Consider the following 16,606-nt stretch of genomic DNA (forward strand, 5'->3'; position numbering starts at 1 on the left):
CTGCCCACGTAACAAACACAAGCGCTAGCCTGCATTTTTCTTACAAATGCTTGCGCGCAAGCACGCCTTTCACCATGAGCCTGTGTAGTTACACAAGGTTTATGAAACTCTATGGATAAGCCTTGGGTGCTGCGCAGTGCGTTGGCACACGCAAAAAAGGCTGCTTTGCAGCAGCCTTTGGGGGCGAGGGAGGGAAGCGCTCAGCGCTTTATTTGCCCCACGAATCCTTCAAGCCGGTGATCTTGTTGAACACGGGCTTGGCCGCACTGTGGTCTTTGCGGTCGGCCACAAAGTAGCCAAAACGCTCGAACTGGAACTTGTCGTCCGCCTGGGCGGTCTTCAGCGAAGGTTCGACGTAGGCGGTCACCACCTTCAGGCTGTCGGGGTTCAGCAGGGTCAGGAAGTCCTTGCCACCGGCGTCGGGCTGCGCATCGGTGAACAGGCGGTCGTACAGACGCACTTCGGCCTGCAGGCCGTCGGCCACGCCCACCCAGGTGATGGCGGCCTTGACCTTGATGCTGTCGGCGCCGGGGGTGCCGCTCTTGGTGTCGGGCACCGCGGTGGCCAGCACCTTGGTGATGGTGCCGTCGGCATCCTTTTCGCAGCCCGTGCACTCGATCACATAGCCGCCCTTCAGGCGCACCTTGTTGCCGGGGAACAGGCGCTTGTAGCCCTTGGGGGGCACTTCGGCAAAGTCCTCGCGCTCGATCCACACTTCGCGGCCCAGAGTGAAGTGGCGCTCCGGCACGGTGGCACCTTCGGCGTGGTGGGGCAGGGCGGGCAGGCTGCAGGCTTCCAGGTGCGCGGCATCGCCGAACACCTCGGCCCAGTTGGTCAGCTCCAGCTTGACCGGGTCCAGCACCACCATGGCGCGGTGGGCCTGGTTCTCCAGGTCTTCGCGCAGGCAGCCATCCAGCGTGGCGTAGTCGATCCAGCTGTAGTCCTTGGTCACGCCGATGCGCTCGCAGAAGTTGCGGATGGACGCAGGGGTGTAGCCCCGGCGGCGCAGGCCGACGATGGTGGGCATGCGGGGGTCGTCCCAGCCGACCACGAAATGGTTGTCCACCAGGTGCTTGAGCTTGCGCTTGGAAGTCACCACATAGGTCAGGTTCAGGCGCGAGAATTCGTACTGGCGCGGCTGGGGCGCGGCAATCAGGCCACCTTCGCGCAGGTGGTCCAGCAGCCAGTCGTAGAAGGGGCGCTGGTCTTCAAACTCCAGCGTGCAGATGGAGTGGGTGATGTGCTCCAGCGCGTCCTCGATGGGGTGGGCGAAGGTGTACATCGGGTAGATGCACCACTGGTTGCCGGTGTTGTGGTGCTCGGCATGGCGCACGCGGTAGATGGCCGGGTCGCGCAGGTTAATGTTGGGCGCGCTCATGTCGATCTTGGCGCGCAGCACGGCGGCACCGTCAGCCAGCAGGCCGGCCTTCATGTCCGCAAAGCGCTGCAGGTTCTCGGCCACGCTGCGGTCGCGGAACGGGCTGTTCACGCCAGGGCGGGTGAAATCCCCGCGGTTGGCCTTCATGTCTTCGGCGGACTGTTCGTCCACATAGGCCAAGCCCTGCTCGATCAGGTAGACCGCGCAGCGGTGCATGAAGTCGAAGTAGTTGCTGGCGTAGTACAGGTGGCTCTCGCCATTGGCTCCTTGCCAGTCAAAGCCCAGCCACTGGACGGCATCCTTGATGCTGTCCACGTACTCCTGGTCTTCCTTCTCGGGGTTGGTGTCGTCAAAGCGCAGGTGGCACACACCGCCGTAGTCCTTGGCCAGGCCGAAGTTCAGGCAGATCGACTTGGCATGGCCCACGTGCAGGTAGCCATTGGGCTCGGGGGGGAAGCGGGTGCGGATCTTGGCTACGTCCACCTGGCCTTGCTGGTGGTGCTGCGCATCTCCAGGTTTACCGCCCCAATGGCGACCGGCGTGGGTGCCTTTGTCCAAGTCGGCTTCAATGATTTGGCGCAGGAAGTTGGTGGGTTTGACCACTTCTGCATTTTCGTTGTGGGTGTTGGCGGGTGTGCTCATATCCCACCGATTGTAGGTCGCCTCGCAACAAAGGGCAGGCACTGCGGGTGTTGCAACCTCTGCCATTCGATACAAGCTTTTACCCTTTGCTTGACATCCTGGGCCTACCCTCAGGCGTTAAGTCAGCAACTACAACGACGAAAGGACACCGCCACATGAACCTTGCCCTGACTTCCATGCGCCAATGGGCGACGCACGGCTTGGCAGCCTTGGGCGTGTTGGCCGCTGTGTCAACAGGCAGTGCACACGCCGGAAATGTGGGAATTTCCGTGGGTATTCATGTACCGGGAGCACCGGTTTATGTGATGCCACCGCCGCCCCCACCGCCCCGTGTGCATTACTACCACCCGGTTCCCCCGCCAGTTGCTTATTACCCGCCGCCGGCCGCGATAGGGTATTGGGGGCCACCGCCGCACCACCATAAAAAGGCCTATAAACAATACCGCAAAGAGTACAAGCGCTATCACAAGCACCACTACCGCGATTACGACGATGATTGATCGCTGGGCGTGGGTGGCCTGAGGTCGCCATACAAGAGCCGCATAATCGCGGCTCTTGTTGTTTCTAAGAGTTGCTGCAATGGCGAAAACCGTATTTGTCTTGAATGGCCCGAACTTGAACCTGCTGGGTACGCGTGAACCCGCGGTGTATGGCGCGCAAACACTGACGGATGTGCAAAACCTGTGTGCGCAGGCGGCTGCGCGCCACGGTTTGGTGCTGCGGTTTCACCAGAGCAACCATGAGGGGCAGCTGATTGACTGGATCCATGAGGCGGGCCAGTTGCATGCCCAAGGCGAATTGGCGGGCCTGATCTTCAACGCCGGCGCCTATACCCACACCAGCATTGCCTTGATGGATGCCGTCAAAGGCACGGGCGTGCCGCTGCTGGAGCTGCACATCAGCAATGTGCATGCGCGCGAGGCATTCCGCCACCACTCTTACCTGTCACCCGTAGCGCGTGCAGTGGTCTGTGGCCTGGGAGTGCCCGGTTATGCGCTGGCGGTGGATGCCGTGGCGCAGTGGTGATGCTGCGCAACGCAGCGTGAAACAGGGAGCAAGCAGGTGAGTGACGACGAAACGGTTGGATTGCCGTGGCCTGCCGATACAGCAGGCGATGCCGAGATGGCTGCAGGGCGGGTGCAAAGCACCGAAGTGTTGGACTGGCAAGCGAGAGCGCAGCGCATCGCACATGCCCACGCAGGGGGAAGCACGGTATTGCACCACTGGGTGCCTGCGCAGCCCAATGGCTTGGCGCCGCTGGTGCTGTTGCACGGCGGCAGTGGCAGCTGGACGCATTGGGTGCGCAGCATCGGCCCGCTGCTGGACACGGGGCATGACCTGTGGGCCGTGGATTTGCCGGGGTTTGGTGCCTCGGACGTGCCGCCGGGCGTGGTGGATGCCGACGGCATGCTGCCCGTGCTGGCCGATATGCTGCAAGCGCTTTTCCCGCTGCAAACTGTACGTCTTGTGGGTTTTTCATTTGGCGGGATGACAGCAGGCATGCTGGCTGCTGCCTATCCGCATCTGGTACAGCAATTGGTGGTGGTGGGTGCCCCGGGGATCGGGCTGACAAACAAGCACCCATTCCGTCTCAAAGGCTGGCGCCATCTGCCTGAGCCACGCGAGCAGTTGCGCAACCATGTGTTCAATTTGGGCGAGCTGATGCTGCATGACCACAGCGTGATTGACCGCAACACCGTCGCGCTGCATGTGGCGAATGTGCAGCGCGATCAGCTGCCGCGCCGCCGCATCTCCAGCACCGATGTGCTGGTGCGCGCACTGGCGCAGGTGGAGTGCCCGGTGGCGGCCATTTATGGCGGCTGTGATGCGCTGTACCCTGGTACGTTGGATGAGGTGGAGCGTTTGATGGCTGCCCATGCCCGCCATTGGCAAGGCATGCAGCGCATTGCAGGTGCAGGCCACTGGGTGCAGTACGAAAGTCCTGCGGCATTTCACGCAGCGCTGCTGCCTTTGCTGGCGGCCTAAGCCCCCATGCACTGGAAACTGGAGCCTGCAGAAGTCACTTGGACGGCGGTGCGCGCCCAAGGTGCGGGCGGGCAAAACGTCAACAAAGTCTCCAGCGCCGTGCATTTGCGTTTCGATGTGCCTGCCTCGTCATTGCCTGACGAACTGAAAGCGCAGTTGCTGGCATGCGCTGACCAGCGCATCACCCAAGGCGGCGTGGTGGTCATCAAAGCGCAAAGCCACCGCACGCAAGAGCTGAATCTGCAAGACGCCATGCAGCGTCTGCATGCCCTGATTGCGCAAGCAGCCTATGTGCCCAAGGCCCGCAAAGCCACCAAGCCCACCAGAGCCTCGCAAAAACGTCGCGTTGAGGGCAAAAAGCGCGCAGGAGCCACCAAGGTGTTGCGCGGCAAAGTGGACTGGTGATGGCTTGGAGGATAGATTGGTTTGATATTTGAGACAGTGAGTGCTTGTTGGGCTAACTAGTTTTCTAAGTGGGACAGCCTAAGATAGCCTGCATGACCCACATTGCTTCATCCTCGCTGCCTGCTTCGTCAGCTTCGTTTGCCTCGTCCAACCCTGCACCTTTGCCGGTGCTGTTTGTGTCGCACGGCTCGCCCATGTTTGCCTTGGAAGCCGGCGACACCGGGCCAGCGCTTACCCACTGGGGCCAAGACCTGCGGGCGCGCTATCCGCAGCTGCGCGGGGTGGTCATCATGTCGCCGCACTGGATGGCGCGCGGCGTGCGGGTGATGAGCAACCCGCAGCCTGAGACCTGGCACGATTTTGGTGGTTTTCCCCCACAGCTGTACACCTTGCAGTACCCCGCCCCAGGCGCGCCGGCTTTGGCGCAGGAGGTGCTGGGGGCTTTGCAGCAAGCAGGTATTGCCGCAGAAGCCGACGTGCGTCGCCCCTTGGATCACGGTGTATGGGTGCCACTGATGCACCTCTTTCCGCAGGCCGACGTGCCTGTGGTGCAGGTGGCGCTGCCCGTGGGCGCTGATGCGCACGCGGTGTACGCCCTCGGCCAGGCTCTGCAGAGTCTGCGCGCGCAAGGCGTGCTCATCATTGGCAGCGGTAGCATGACGCACAACCTGCGCGAATTTTTTGGCGGGCAGCAGCAGGCGGCCGACTACGTGGTGGAATTCAGTCGCTGGGTGGAAATGCAATTGCAAGCGGGCCAGATCGATACGCTGCTGGACTGGCAGCAAAGTGCCCCCCATGCGCTGCGTGCCCACCCCACCGATGAGCACTTTTTGCCGCTGTACTTTGCCTTGGGCGCTGGGGGGGCAGGCGCAAAGCCCCACTACCTGAGCCGAGAAGTGATGCACGGCATGCTGGCCATGGATGCATTTGCCCTGCAAAATGATTAATTGATAGCTGCTAGCGCTTGCTGCATAAGCGTTAGAGGCATTTTTATTAAATTGAAATACCTTAAAGCGGTGTGGCAGTCGCCCTGGCTCGCTGCAGAAAGATAACGCGATGTTGAAACTTCCCTTGAATGCTTTGTACCGCCCAGCACAGGCGGGCGCGCAGCAACCGTGGCTGCTGGTGCTGATGCACGGTGTGGGCAGCAATGCGCAAGATTTGTTTGGCTTGTCAGACGCTGTACCGCCGCAATACCACGTGCTGAGCTTGCAGGCCCCGCACCCCATGGGGCCGAATGCATTTGCATGGTTCATGTTCTCGGTCGCCGCAGACGGTACGCGCCAGATTGACGAAAACCAAGAACGGCACAGCCGTGCCTTGGTGGCGCAGACTGTGGCTGCTGCCAGCGCCCAGCTGGGCGTTCCCGCCGAGCGGGTGATTGTGGGTGGCTTTAGCCAGGGGGGCATTATGAGCTTGAGCCTGTTGCTGACCCAGCCTGCGTTGCTGCACGGCATTTGCGTGTGGCACAGCCGTTTGCTGCCTGAAGTGCTGCCCTTGCAAGCCCCGGCCACGGCGCTGCAAGGTCGCCATGCTTGGATCAGCCACGGCACCCAAGACCAGGTCATCCCGCTGGCCAGCGCGCACGCCATTCGCAACCATTTGCAAACGCTGCCGCTGGAGTTGCGCTACCGCGAATACCCCTGTCAGCACACCATTCATCCGCAAGAGCTGCAAGACAGCATGCAGTGGCTGGCCCAGCAGGCCAGTGCGTCTGAAAAATAAGAGCTGCTGGTGCAGGTGGGGCAAGGGTTAGCGTGCTAAATAATGCACTTTTTACATAGCGCAAACTTTGGCTGCATCGTGGGCGCACAATGACTTGGTAGTGCCGCCATTGACTTGTGTCGGAGTCCGGCAGACGATGTCTACGTAGCTTCAGAAAGGATGAGCATGTTTCCTGAGTACCGCGAACAAATCGCCCACCTGCGCGCCACGGACCGGCACTTCAGCCGTCTTTTTGAGGAACACAATCTGCTTGATCACGAAGTGCAGCAACTGGAGTCCAAGCACTCGCCCGCCTTTCAAATTGAAATTGATGCGCTGAAAAAGCAAAAACTGGCCTTGAAAGAGCAGCTCTACAGCCTGCTGCGCCAGGAGGCTGCTGACGCCCCCTGAGCCAGCCTGGGAAAGCACCGATGGGTGCTTTTTTTATTTCTGCGCAAGCACGTAGGGCTGTTACAGCCTTGTGCTTGCACCGCCTTCACAATCAATTTTCCCACCTGGGGTGGCATAGCTGCCCCACCTGTTGTTGACGAAAGGAAGCTTATGTTCACTCAGTACCAGGAACAAATCGAGCAGTTGCGCGCTACCGATAAAAACTTCAGCCGCTTGTGCGAGAAACACAGCGCGCTGGATGCTGAGGTGCAGGCGCTGGTGCAGCGCAAGTCGCCCAGTCTGCAGGTTCAAATTGAGAACCTGAAAAAACAGAAACTGGCCGTCAAAGAAGAGATTTACCACATGCTGCAGCAAGCACAGCCCATATTGGCGCTGAAACAGCAGAAGAACTATATGGATCAGGCCAAGCTGGCCGAAATGTCGGGGGTGCGGCTCAGCGCATAAATCGCTGGTGCATGCACTTGGACTGACAAGGCGCCTTCAGGCGCCTTTTGTTTGGGGTGCAGTGGCACGGTCTGGGCGCTGAAACAACGCATCCAGCAGGGGCGTGAGGGTGGGCAGGGCATGGGCAAATGCGCTGGGTGCAACCCAATATGCTTCGCAGGCTACGGCAAAAAACTCGGCCGGATCGGTGGCCGCATAGGCGTCAAGCCACGGTGCAGGTTGGCCAAAGCGCTGGTGGGCGGCCAGCGCTTCGCAAAAGTCTGCATAGGCCGCCTGCCACGTTGCGGCCCAGTGTTGCCTTGCTTGTGCAGCCGAGTGGTAGCCCAAGAACCCGGCGGGCAACGGTGGGCAACCATCGACACCGCCATTGGCCATGTCCAGCTTGTGTGCAAACTCATGGATCACCACATTGCTGTTGACACCCCATTGCGCATGCCCGCCGCGCTGTACGGCAGACCAGCTCAGGGAGATGGGGCCACGTTCCATGGCCTCGCCCATCAGCGTTTCTTGGTAGTGGTGCACCACCCCAGCGGCATCACGTACATGGCGGCGTGCCAGCATGTCTGCGGGGTAGACAATGATGCCGACAAAATCGTCATACCAGCGCAGCGCCTGCGGGGGCGTACCCCAGTGGATCAGCAAGACGCAAGCCTGCGCTGCGATAGACAGCGCCATGGCATCGGTAATCACGAGGCCTTGGGCGCCTGTGAATTGCTTGCGCTGCAAAAAATGGGCGCACAGCGCTTTCAATTGCTGTTGCTCGGTGGCAGACAGTTGCTGCAAGAAAGGCAACGCTTGCAGCGTCGACTGCCACAGCGCCGGGGGGATTTCTGGCGGCGCCCCAAAGGGGCGAAAGCGCCACCGGCGCAGCCAGTCAGAAAGTGCTTTCCACATGACGGGCTCGCTAGGCTAGAGCGGCACGCGCTGCCAGCTTTGTGGCGTGACGCGCAATACCTCGGCGCGGTGCGAATGGCCGTCAATGTGCCAGTCACTCAGCACAATGCGCGTGCGTGCTTGGCCTGCGGCACCGGGCGGCAGAGCGTGGTCGCCGGGGCGGTGGGTGTGGCCATGAATAAGCCATTGCGCCTGGGCTTGTTCGAGCCAGTCGCTGGCCATGGCGCTATCGGCGTCGGCATACGGCGCGCCCGATTGCTTGCGCTGCTCGCTTTCTGAGCGGGCCGACTTACCAATCGCACGGCGTACTGCCAGTGGCTGGCTGAGCAATTGCTGCTGCCAGGCCGCCGAGCGGCTGAGGGTGCGAAATTGCTGGTACTCCACATCGTCCAGGCACAGGGCATCGCCATGGCTCAACACGATGCGGCGCTGGCCCCAGACCAATACGGTGGGGTCGGCCAGCCCGGTCATGCCCGTGGCGTGCAAGAACGCATCACCGGCCAGAAAGTCGCGGTTGCCCACCATGAAAAACAAGGAGCGCTTCGCGCTTGCTGCCCTTAGGGTTGCGGCACATTTGGCTTCAAAACTACCAGGTTCTAGCAAGGCGTCGTCACCGACCCAGACTTCAAAAATATCGCCCAGCAAAAAGATGGCGTCTGCCGTGCTAGAGGCCAGATAGTCACGCCAGGCCTGCACGGTGGCAGGCTCGCTGGGGTCAAGGTGCAGGTCGGAAATAAATTCGACCGTGTGCCAGTGCGCAGGAGCAATCAGCTCGGGCATGGCGGGCACGGTCGAATTCATGTCCGTTGCTTGCGATGCAAGTTTCAACGGTTGCATGGGGGCAAATTACAGGGCCACGGCCTTGTCGATCACCACGGTGTCAAAAGGCACGTCGTCGTGGAAGCCCTTGCGGGTGGTACGCACTTTTTTGATGGCATCCACAATGTCTTCGCCCTTGACCACCTTGCCAAACACGGCATAGCCCCAGCCTTGGGCGGAGGGCGCAGTGTGATTCAGGAAGTCGTTGTCCACGGTGTTGATGAAGAACTGGGCCGTGGCGCTGTGTGGGTCGCTGGTGCGAGCCATGGCGATGCTGTACTTGGCGTTCTTCAGGCCGTTCTTGGCTTCGTTTTCGATGGGGTCGTTGGTGGGCTTTTGCTTCATGTCAGCAGTGAAGCCGCCGCCTTGGATCATGAAGTTCTTGATCACGCGGTGAAAGATGGTGCCGTTGTAGAAGTCGTTCTTGACGTAATTCAAGAAGTTTTCGGTCGACTTGGGGGCATTCACTGCGTCCAGCTCGAGGGTGATCACGCCTTGGGTGGCGGTGTCTGCCACATTGATGGTGACGTGCAGTTCAACTTGAGGGTTGCTCATGGGACAACTTTCTAAAAAAGGGGAGAAAAATGAATAGGCGGCAAGCCGTGGTTACTTCAACACGGTGGCAGAAGTAATGGTGACGGCCGAGACCGGAACATTCTGGTGCATGCCGCGGTTGCCTGTAGGCACGGTACGGATTTTGTCAATCACGGCTTGGCCTTGCACCACCTTGCCAAATACGGCGTAGCCGTGGCCGTCGGGGTTGGGGGCGTTCAGCATGTCGTTGTTGGCAACGTTGATATAGAACTGCGAGGTGGCCGAGTTGGGGTTGCCGGTGCGCGCCATGGCAATGGTGTAGCGGTCGTTCTTCAGGCCATTCTTGGCTTCCAGCGGAATCGGTGCGCGTGTGGGCTTTTGCTGCATGTCGGCAGTGAAGCCACCGCCTTGGATCATGAAGCCATCAATCACGCGGTGAAACACGGTGCCTTCGTAGTGTTTGTCATTCACGTACTGCAAAAAATTTTCCACGGTTTTGGGGGCCTTGGCAGGCTCCAGCTCCACCACAAACTCGCCTTGACTGGTTGCAAACTTAACGCGCGGATTGGCAGCGCTTTGGGCGCTGGCCCAAGTGCTGACACTGGCCAACACCAAGCTGGCCAGAGAAAGTGAAACGGTTCTGCGGGACAAGGTCATGGCAGGGCTCCTGAGAGATGTAGCAATCCAAAAAAACGAAAGTCAAAGGCCAGCTTGGCTGGCCTTTGCTTGTGGGAGTCTGGGCTGCAGCAGAGGTTCAATCAACGTGCCGCAGGCTGCAGCATTTCAGTCAGCGTGGTCAACTTGAGCCGCAGCGGGCGATTGGCGCTATTGAGTTTGAGGGACTGACTGTAGGAGTCATGCGCCAAACGGGCATAAATGTCTCCCAGGTTTTCGTGCGCCACAGCGTAGTTGGGGTTGTTGCGCACCGCCATTTCCAGTGCGCTGCGAGCCTTGTCCAGCTGGTTTTGGCTGGCGTAAATGACGGCCAGATTGTTGTACGGCTCCGGCAGCTCGGGGTACTCCTCAATCAGCGCCTGGAAGGTGCTGGTGGCTGCCGCCCAGTCACCTGCCTTGGATTGGGCCACGCCTTTGAGGAAACGCATTTGCGGATCGCGCGGATTGCTGGCGAGGTATTGGTCGGCCTTGGCAATCGCTTCAGCAGTGTTGCCCGACTTGGCCAACGTCGCAACATCGCCATACATATCGGCCTGCGCGACACCTGCGATCAAACAACCAGACAGAGCCAGCAGGCGCAACAGGGATCGAGGGCGGAGGGTGATGGGCATGTAGGTGCTTTCCAAGGGCGACAGGAGTCCGCCAGCGTGGCGGGCTTATACTGCGCAAGATTGTAGCTGAGGGGTGTGCTGGCGTTTGGCGTTGGCACTCCTGTGTGCGCAGGCCTTGTCCCGGCTACATGGAGACTTTGCTGCGCCGTTGATGCAGCTGCAGCTCCACCCAATCTTCCGTTTCTGACACCCCATGAGTTTGCGTATCTACAACACGCTGTCGCGTGCATTGGAAGCGTTTTCGCCGCTAGAACCCGGTCATGTGCGCATGTATGTGTGCGGCATGACCGTGTACGACCTCTGCCATCTGGGCCATGCCCGTTCCATGGTGGCGTTCGACGTGGTGCAGCGCTGGCTGCGCGCCAGTGGCTACCGTGTGACCTATGTGCGCAATATCACGGATATTGACGACAAGATCATCAAGCGCGCCGTGGAAAACGGTGAAACCATCCGCAGCCTGACCGATCGCATGATCGACGCGCTGCACCAGGATGCCGATGCGCTGGGCATTGAACGCCCCACCCACGAGCCACGTGCCACCGAATACGTGCCCCAAATGCTGCGCATGATTGGCGCGTTGCAGCAAAAAGGCCTAGCCTACCAAGCAGGCAATGGCGATGTGAACTATGCCGTGCGCAAGTTCCCCGGCTACGGCAAGTTGTCGGGCAAATCGCTGGATGAATTGAATGCGGGTGAGCGCGTGGCCGTGCAAGACGGCAAGCACGACCCGCTGGACTTCGTGTTGTGGAAATCGGCCAAGGCCGACGAGCCCGCCGATGTGAAATGGCAAAGCCCCTTTGGTGAAGGTCGCCCCGGTTGGCACATTGAATGCTCGGCCATGGGCTGTGAGATGTTGGGCGAAAGCTTTGACATCCATGGCGGTGGCGCAGACTTGCAGTTCCCGCACCACGAAAATGAAATCGCGCAAAGCGAAGGCGCCACGGGCAAGCCGTTTGCGCAAACGTGGATGCACAACGGTTTTATCAACGTCGATAACGAAAAGATGTCCAAGTCGCTGGGCAACTTCTTCACCATCCGCGATGTGCTCAAGGAATACGACGCGGAAACCGTGCGTTTCTTTGTGGTGCGCAGCCACTACCGCAGCCCGCTGAATTATTCAGATGTGCATTTGGATGATGCGCGCAATGCCTTGAAGCGCCTGTACACCGCCTTGAGCTTGGTACAGCCCGCTGATGTGCAGATTGACTGGAGCAATCCTTACGCCGCTCGCTTTAAGGCGGCGATGGACGAAGACTTTGGCACGCCCGAAGCAGTGGCCGTATTGTTTGATTTGGCCGGTGAAGTCAATCGCACCCAATCGCCCGAAGTGGCAGGCATGCTCAAAGCCTTGGCGGCGTGCTTGGGGTTGCTGCAAGACGATGCGCAAAAGTTTTTGCAAGCCGGTGCAGCAGGCGTTGATGTGGTGGCGATTGAGGCGGAAATTGCTGCCCGTGCTGCGGCCAAGGCCGACAAGAACTGGGCCGAGGCTGATCGCATTCGCAAGGCGCTGCTAGAGCAGGGCATTGTGCTCAAAGACTCGGCTGCAGGCACCACCTGGGAGGCCGCTCAGTAAACACTGAGTGTGCATTGCTTTATGTCTCCCTCTCCCAAAGAGTTGTCTCTGCCGCCTGCCCATGCGCCTGCTTACTGGGCTGAAGCATGCAAACATCTGGTCAAAAAAGACCGGGTCATGCGCCGCCTGATTCCCCAGTTCAGCGCAGAAGCCTTGCAAACGCGGGGTGATCCTTTCATTACACTGGCGCGCTCCATCGTGGGGCAGCAGGTTTCGGTGAAATCTGCTGCATCCATTTGGAAGCGTTTTAGTGCGCTGCTGCCCGAAATCACACCCACGCAAGTGTTGCTGCTGAAAATCGATGACATGCGTGGCGCAGGTCTGTCAGCGCGCAAGGTGGACTATCTGGTCGATCTGGCGTTGCACTTCACGGAAAACCGTTTGCATGTGCAAAGTTGGGCGCAGATGGACGATGAATCCATCATTGCGGAACTTACCGCCATCCGTGGCATTGGCCGCTGGACGGCGGAGATGTTTTTGATTTTTTACCTGCTGCGGCCCAATGTTTTGCCTTTGGATGACGTGGGTTTGCTCAAGGGCATTAGCCAGAGCTATTTTTCGGACGATCCTGTGAGTCGCAGTGATGCCCGAGAAGTTGCTGAGGCTTGGAAGCCTTGGTGCACCGTGGCAACTTGGTATATTTGGCGCTCGCTCGACCCGCAGCCTGTGGCCTATTGAATAATTCCTAGGCCCCATCGCGCAGGCCGGGACAAGGAGAAATAACTTGGCGAAAAAAACCTTTCTGGACTTTGAACAGCCGATTGCTGAACTCGAAGCCAAAATCGAAGAACTGCGTTATGTGCAGACGGAAAATGCAGTGGATATCTCGGATGAGATCGATCAACTCAGCAAAAAGAGCAACCAGCTCACCAAGGACATCTACAGTGACCTGACCCCCTGGCAGATCACCAAGATTGCGCGCCACCCTGAGCGCCCTTACACGCTGGACTATGTGCGCGAGTGCTTTACCGACTTTGTCGAAATGCACGGTGACCGCCATTTTGCGGATGACAAATCCATCGTCGGTGGCTTGGCGCGCTTTAACGGTCAGCCTTGCATGGTGATTGGCCATCAAAAAGGGCGTGACACCAAGGAGCGCGCGCTGCGCAACTTTGGCATGACCAAGCCCGAAGGCTATCGTAAGGCGCTGCGTCTGATGAAGACGGCCGAGAAGTTCAAGCTGCCCGTTTTCACCTTTGTGGATACGCCGGGCGCTTTCCCTGGCATTGATGCGGAAGAGCGCAGCCAGTCCGAAGCAATTGGCCGCAACATCTACGAAATGGCCCAGTTGCAAACCCCCATCATCACCACCGTGATTGGTGAAGGTGGCTCAGGCGGTGCGCTGGCGATTTCGGTGGCCGACCAGGTGTTGATGCTGCAGTACTCGGTGTACTCGGTGATCAGCCCCGAAGGTTGCGCTTCCATCCTGTGGAAGACCGGCGAGAAGGCAGAGTTGGCTGCAGAAGCCATGGGCATCACCGCCCACCGCCTGAAGGCGCTGGGTTTGGTCGACAAAATTGTGAACGAGCCTGTGGGTGGTGCGCACCGCGACCACAAGCACATGGGCAGCTTGCTCAAGCGTGCGCTGAATGATGCGTGGCGCCAGTTGTCGGACTTGAAGCCCCAGGAGCTGCAAGACCGTCGTTACGAGCGTCTGCAAAGCTACGGTCGTTTCACCGACACCAAAGCCAGCTAATGCGCGCGCAGCGCAGCGTGGTTTGCATGACAAGCTGCGCTACAGCACACTGAAATGGCCCTGCGGGGCCTTTTTGTTGGGCGCTTTGCGCGAGCTGATGGGGAATCCACATTTTTTGATAGCTGTTAGCGCTTGTATTTAAAGATTTCCAATGTTGTTGGATGCTGAAATCTTTATTTCATAAGCGCTGCTAGCTCCTAAATTAAAGGTAATGAGGTGACGGTTTCAGTTGATCAGGCGATGCAAGTGTTTGCGCCGGTATTGCCGCTGGCGGTGGCCTACAGCGGTGGCGCAGATTCCACCGCCTTGCTGCATGCTTGCGCACAGCGCTGGCCGGGGCAGGTTGTGGCCATCCATGTACACCATGGCTTGCAAGCGGCGGCCGATGGGTTTGCGGCGCACTGCCGCGCCAACTGCGCCGCACTGCAAGTGCCTTTGGCGGTAGCGCATGTGGATGCGCGGCCCCGCGCCGGACAAAGCCCGGAAGAGGCTGCGCGCCACCACCGTTACAGCGCCTTGGTGGAGCAAGCGCGCAGTGCTTTTGCGCAGCCTGTGGCCAGCATCGCTTTGGCCCAGCATGCCGACGACCAGGTCGAAACCTTGTTGTTGGCGTTGTCGCGTGGGGCAGGGGTGGCAGGCTTGGCGGCCATGCCCGCGCAGTGGCAGCGCGATGGCATGGACTGGTACCGACCACTGCTGCGTGTGGGTGCTCCAGACATTCGGGCCTGGCTGAAAGCGCACCACATCGCGTGGGTGGAAGACCCCACCAATACCGACCCCAGCTACACCCGCAACCGCATCCGTGCACAGTTGCTGCCCGTGCTGGAGCAGGTTTTTCCGCAGTTTCGCGACACATTTGCGCGCAGCAGCGCCCATGCTGCGCATGCCAAACAATTGCAGCAAGATCTGGCGCAGGCCGATTTGCAGGTGGTAGGCGTGCCCCCTAATATCAAAGCGCTGCAGCAACTGAGTACGGAACGCCAAGCCAACGTTTTGCGCCACTGGTTGCTGCACTTTCACCAAACCACCCCTAGTGCGGCACAGTTGCAGGAGTTGCTGAAACTGATCGCCGCCTGTCGCACGCGCGGGCACCACATTCATCTGAAAGTGGGCTACGGGTTTGCCGTAAGAAAAGGTGCAAATCTCGGTTGGTACAATCCCTGAGTTTTGGTCCCAAATTTTTTGAGCACGAAAACCGGCGGCGCGCCAAAACACGCCTTTCATCCAACAGCGCCGTGGCAAGCAGTTTCGTCACCCCATATATCCAATGGCACTGATCGTTCATAAATACGGCGGCACCTCGATGGGCTCACCCGAGCGCATTCGCAATGTTGCCAAGCGTGTGGCCAAGTGGGCTCGGGCAGGACACCAAATGGTGGTTGTGCCCAGCGCCATGAGTGGCGAAACCAATCGTCTGCTGGGTCTTGCCAGTGAGCTGGCGCCCAGCGCCGCACAGACTTCTTACTACCGCGAGCTGGATATGCTGGCCGCCACCGGCGAGCAAGCCTCTTCCGCACTGCTGGCGATTGCCCTGCAGGCAGAGGGTGTCGAGGCAGTGAGTTATGCGGGCTGGCAAGTGCCGGTGCGTACCGACAGCAGCTACACCAAAGCCCGCATTGAGTCGATCGATGACGCGCGTGTACGCAAAGATCTGGATGCAGGTCGTGTGGTGGTGATTACAGGCTTTCAAGGCATCAACCCTGAAGGCCATATCACCACGCTGGGGCGAGGTGGCTCGGATACATCGGCCGTGGCCGTGGCTGCGGCGATGAAGGCCAATGAATGCCTGATCTATACCGATGTGGATGGCGTGTACACCACAGACCCTCGCGTAGTTCCGGCAGCCAAGCGCCTGAACACCGTGAGCTTTGAAGAAATGCTGGAGATGGCCAGCCTGGGCTCCAAGGTGCTGCAAATCCGTTCGGTGGAATTTGCAGGCAAGTACAAAGTGCCTATGCGCGTGCTCTCCAGCTTCACGCCATGGGACATCGACTTGGCCGAAGAGTCCAAGTCCGGCACCCTGATTACTTTTGAGGAAGACGAAAAAATGGAAAAGGCCGTCGTTTCTGGCATCGCATTCAACCGTGGCGAAGCCAAGATATCCGTGCTCGGCGTGCCCGACACCCCAGGTATTGCCGCTGGCATCCTGGGGCCTGTGGCGGATGCTAATATTGAAGTCGACGTCATCATTCAAAACATCTCCAAGGATGGCAAGACTGATTTCTCCTTTACCGTGAACCAAGGTGACTACCAGCGTGCACTGGAGTTGCTGCGCGACAAGGTGGCTCCTGCTCTGGGTGCTTCGGAAGTTGTGGGCAACCCCAACATCGCCAAGGTCAGCATTGTCGGTATTGGCATGCGCAGCCACGTGGGTGTGGCGTCCACCATGTTCCGTGCGCTGAGCCAAGAAGGCGTGAATATCCAGATGATCTCCACCTCTGAGATCAAGACATCGGTTGTGATCGATGAGAAGTATCTGGAACTGGCTGTGCGCTCGCTGCACACGGCATTCGGCTTGGATAAGAGCGAATAATTTAAAAAATTACGCGACTTTACAAAAACAGCCCAAAAAGCTGCTTACAATAACGTCATTCCGGAAACGTGACCGAGTGGCCGAAGGTGCTCCCCTGCTAAGGGAGTATGGGGTGTAGAGCCTCATCGAGGGTTCGAATCCCTCCGTTTCCGCCAGATCAAACAAGGGGTTGTAAAACCCCTTGTTTTCTGGGTAAAAATCAGAGATTTTTCAAATTTTTGACTTGGTAGAAAGAAATTGGTGCTACAATACAAGGCTTCGCTGATCGCAGCGAGTCAAGCTTGAAAGAAATTTCAAGCAG

At 59.1% G+C, this 16,606-nt stretch carries 19 protein-coding genes and 1 tRNA gene; 14 read left to right on the plus strand and 6 right to left on the minus strand.

Features of this window, described 5'->3' with window-relative positions; genetic code table 11:
• Positions 1-208: 208 nt before the first annotated feature.
• The gene (locus QEP12_RS16480) at positions 209-2,020 is read right to left on the minus strand and encodes a glutamine--tRNA ligase/YqeY domain fusion protein (RefSeq protein ID WP_284214953.1); all 1,812 of its coding nucleotides are present in this window, start codon (positions 2,018-2,020) and stop codon (positions 209-211) included.
• Positions 2,021-2,175: 155 nt separating this feature from the next.
• On the opposite strand from QEP12_RS16480, the gene QEP12_RS16485 reads away from it, so the two are divergent.
• The 8 genes from QEP12_RS16485 (at position 2,176) to QEP12_RS16520 (ending at position 6,970) form a co-directional block, all read left to right on the plus strand.
• Complete coding sequence (locus tag QEP12_RS16485; RefSeq protein WP_246254009.1) at positions 2,176-2,520, plus strand: hypothetical protein; 345 nt, start codon at positions 2,176-2,178, stop codon at positions 2,518-2,520.
• Positions 2,521-2,599: 79 nt separating this feature from the next.
• Entirely contained in the window at positions 2,600-3,046 is a 447-nt protein-coding gene (gene aroQ / locus QEP12_RS16490; RefSeq protein ID WP_174862553.1) for a type II 3-dehydroquinate dehydratase, read from the plus strand.
• 36 nt (positions 3,047-3,082) lie between these two features.
• Positions 3,083-4,006, plus strand: a complete 924-nt coding sequence (locus QEP12_RS16495; RefSeq protein WP_284214954.1) for an alpha/beta fold hydrolase — start codon at positions 3,083-3,085, stop codon at positions 4,004-4,006.
• Between the two features lie 6 nt (positions 4,007-4,012).
• The gene (gene arfB / locus QEP12_RS16500; protein WP_174862556.1) at positions 4,013-4,411 is read left to right on the plus strand and encodes an alternative ribosome rescue aminoacyl-tRNA hydrolase ArfB; all 399 of its coding nucleotides are present in this window, start codon (positions 4,013-4,015) and stop codon (positions 4,409-4,411) included.
• 92 nt (positions 4,412-4,503) lie between these two features.
• On the plus strand, positions 4,504-5,358 hold the full coding sequence (locus tag QEP12_RS16505; protein WP_284214955.1) for a DODA-type extradiol aromatic ring-opening family dioxygenase: 855 nt from the start codon (positions 4,504-4,506) through the stop codon (positions 5,356-5,358).
• 109 nt (positions 5,359-5,467) lie between these two features.
• Positions 5,468-6,136: an alpha/beta hydrolase gene (locus QEP12_RS16510; RefSeq protein WP_284214956.1), complete on the plus strand. Its 669-nt coding sequence runs from the start codon at positions 5,468-5,470 to the stop codon at positions 6,134-6,136.
• 159 nt (positions 6,137-6,295) lie between these two features.
• Positions 6,296-6,526 (plus strand): HP1242/YdcH family protein, encoded by a 231-nt coding sequence (locus QEP12_RS16515; RefSeq protein ID WP_312425927.1) that lies wholly within the window; start codon positions 6,296-6,298, stop codon positions 6,524-6,526.
• Positions 6,527-6,676: 150 nt separating this feature from the next.
• Complete coding sequence (locus QEP12_RS16520) at positions 6,677-6,970, plus strand: HP1242/YdcH family protein (RefSeq protein WP_174862558.1); 294 nt, start codon at positions 6,677-6,679, stop codon at positions 6,968-6,970.
• 36 nt (positions 6,971-7,006) lie between these two features.
• On the opposite strand, the gene QEP12_RS16525 is transcribed toward QEP12_RS16520, so the two are convergent.
• The 5 genes from QEP12_RS16525 to QEP12_RS16545 form a co-directional block, all read right to left on the minus strand.
• Positions 7,007-7,864: a M90 family metallopeptidase gene (locus QEP12_RS16525; protein WP_284214957.1), complete on the minus strand. Its 858-nt coding sequence runs from the start codon at positions 7,862-7,864 to the stop codon at positions 7,007-7,009.
• Between the two features lie 15 nt (positions 7,865-7,879).
• The gene (locus QEP12_RS16530) at positions 7,880-8,665 is read right to left on the minus strand and encodes a UDP-2,3-diacylglucosamine diphosphatase (protein WP_174862568.1); all 786 of its coding nucleotides are present in this window, start codon (positions 8,663-8,665) and stop codon (positions 7,880-7,882) included.
• Between the two features lie 45 nt (positions 8,666-8,710).
• The gene (locus tag QEP12_RS16535) at positions 8,711-9,238 is read right to left on the minus strand and encodes a peptidylprolyl isomerase (RefSeq protein WP_174862559.1); all 528 of its coding nucleotides are present in this window, start codon (positions 9,236-9,238) and stop codon (positions 8,711-8,713) included.
• 51 nt (positions 9,239-9,289) lie between these two features.
• Positions 9,290-9,874 (minus strand): peptidylprolyl isomerase, encoded by a 585-nt coding sequence (locus QEP12_RS16540; protein ID WP_174862560.1) that lies wholly within the window; start codon positions 9,872-9,874, stop codon positions 9,290-9,292.
• A 101-nt stretch (positions 9,875-9,975) separates the two neighbouring features.
• Complete coding sequence (locus QEP12_RS16545) at positions 9,976-10,503, minus strand: tetratricopeptide repeat protein (RefSeq protein ID WP_174862561.1); 528 nt, start codon at positions 10,501-10,503, stop codon at positions 9,976-9,978.
• 193 nt (positions 10,504-10,696) lie between these two features.
• Here QEP12_RS16545 and cysS point away from each other — a divergent pair, with 193 nt between their 5' ends.
• The 6 genes from cysS to QEP12_RS16575 all read left to right on the plus strand — a co-directional run bounded on the left by cysS (position 10,697) and on the right by QEP12_RS16575 (position 16,460).
• The gene (gene cysS, locus QEP12_RS16550; protein ID WP_284214958.1) at positions 10,697-12,076 is read left to right on the plus strand and encodes a cysteine--tRNA ligase; all 1,380 of its coding nucleotides are present in this window, start codon (positions 10,697-10,699) and stop codon (positions 12,074-12,076) included.
• A gap of 21 nt (positions 12,077-12,097) precedes the next feature.
• A complete protein-coding gene (locus QEP12_RS16555) occupies positions 12,098-12,754 on the plus strand; it encodes a DNA-3-methyladenine glycosylase family protein (protein WP_174862563.1) in 657 nt (218 codons plus the stop codon).
• Between the two features lie 46 nt (positions 12,755-12,800).
• Complete coding sequence (locus QEP12_RS16560; RefSeq protein ID WP_219164188.1) at positions 12,801-13,772, plus strand: acetyl-CoA carboxylase carboxyltransferase subunit alpha; 972 nt, start codon at positions 12,801-12,803, stop codon at positions 13,770-13,772.
• A gap of 216 nt (positions 13,773-13,988) precedes the next feature.
• On the plus strand, positions 13,989-14,936 hold the full coding sequence (gene tilS / locus QEP12_RS16565; protein ID WP_284214959.1) for a tRNA lysidine(34) synthetase TilS: 948 nt from the start codon (positions 13,989-13,991) through the stop codon (positions 14,934-14,936).
• A 103-nt stretch (positions 14,937-15,039) separates the two neighbouring features.
• Positions 15,040-16,305, plus strand: coding sequence for an aspartate kinase (locus QEP12_RS16570; RefSeq protein WP_174862564.1), 1,266 nt, complete (start codon positions 15,040-15,042; stop codon positions 16,303-16,305).
• 62 nt (positions 16,306-16,367) lie between these two features.
• Positions 16,368-16,460 (plus strand) — tRNA-Ser (locus QEP12_RS16575).
• The last annotated feature ends 146 nt before the right edge of the window (positions 16,461-16,606 follow it).

Source organism: Comamonas jiangduensis, from assembly GCF_030162955.1.
Lineage (GTDB): Bacteria > Pseudomonadota > Gammaproteobacteria > Burkholderiales > Burkholderiaceae_C > Comamonas > Comamonas jiangduensis.